1 rRNA gene is annotated in these 1393 nt (G+C 51.2%); it reads right to left on the reverse strand.

Annotation, left to right across the window (positions count from 1 at the left end):
- Positions 1 to 22 precede the first annotated feature (22 nt).
- A 23S ribosomal RNA gene (locus HHO47_RS18960) occupies positions 23 to 1393 on the reverse strand; the annotation flags it as partial.

The raw sequence follows: 1393 nt of genomic DNA on the forward strand, positions 1-1393 counted from the left end.
CATAAAACGCGTTTGGCGTTGTATGGTTAAGCCTCACGGGTAATTAGTACAAGTTAGCTTAATGGCTCACACCACTTCCACATCTTGCCTATCAACGTTGTAGTCTTCAACGGCCCTTCAGAGACTTTAAAAGTCTAGTGAGAACTCATCTCGAGGCCTGCTTCGCGCTTAGATGCTTTCAGCGCTTATCAGTTCCGAACGTAGCTACCGGGCAATGCCATTGGCATGACAACCCGAACACCAGCGGTTCGTTCACTCCGGTCCTCTCGTACTAGGAGCAACCCCTCTCAATTCTCAAACGCCCACGGCAGATAGGGACCGAACTGTCTCACGACGTTCTAAACCCAGCTCGCGTACCACTTTAAATGGCGAACAGCCATACCCTTGGGACCGACTTCAGCCCCAGGATGTGATGAGCCGACATCGAGGTGCCAAACACCGCCGTCGATATGAACTCTTGGGCGGTATCAGCCTGTTATCCCCGGAGTACCTTTTATCCGTTGAGCGATGGCCCTTCCATTCAGAACCACCGGATCACTATGACCTACTTTCGTACCTGCTCGACGTGTCTGTCTCGCAGTTAAGCTGGCTTCTACCATTACACTAACCGTACGATGTCCGACCGTACTTAGCCAACCTTCGTGCTCCTCCGTTACTCTTTGGGAGGAGACCGCCCCAGTCAAACTACCCACCAGGCACTGTCCGTAACCCCGATTCAGGGGCCAACGTTAGAACATCAAAACTACAAGGGTGGTATTTCAAGGACGACTCCAACAAAACTAGCGTCTCATCTTCTAAGTCTCCCACCTATCCTACACATGTAGGTTCAATGTTCAGTGCCAAGCTGTAGTAAAGGTTCACGGGGTCTTTCCGTCTAGCCGCGGGTACACAGCATCTTCACTGCGATTTCAATTTCACTGAGTCTCGGGTGGAGACAGCGTGGCCATGGTTACACCATTCGTGCAGGTCGGAACTTACCCGACAAGGAATTTCGCTACCTTAGGACCGTTATAGTTACGGCCGCCGTTTACCGGGGCTTCGATCAAGAGCTTCGTCCGAAAACTAACCCCATCAATTAACCTTCCGGCACCGGGCAGGTGTCACACCGTATACGTCATCTTGCGATTTTGCACAGTGCTGTGTTTTTAATAAACAGTCCCAGCCACCTGGTCACTGCGGCTCCCGTCCGCTTAGAGAGCAAGTCTCATCACAGATAGGAGCGTACCTTCTCCCGAAGTTACGGTACGATTTTGCCTAGTTCCTTCACCCGAGTTCTCTCAAGCGCCTTAGTATTCTCTACCTGACCACCTGTGTCGGTTTGGGGTACGATTCGGTATAATCTGAAGCTTAGAGGCTTTTCCTGGAAGTATGGCATCAGCAACTTCATCACCTT

The sequence above is a fragment of the Pseudoalteromonas arctica genome (assembly GCF_012927645.1).
Taxonomy (GTDB): Bacteria; Pseudomonadota; Gammaproteobacteria; order Enterobacterales; family Alteromonadaceae; genus Pseudoalteromonas; species Pseudoalteromonas arctica_A.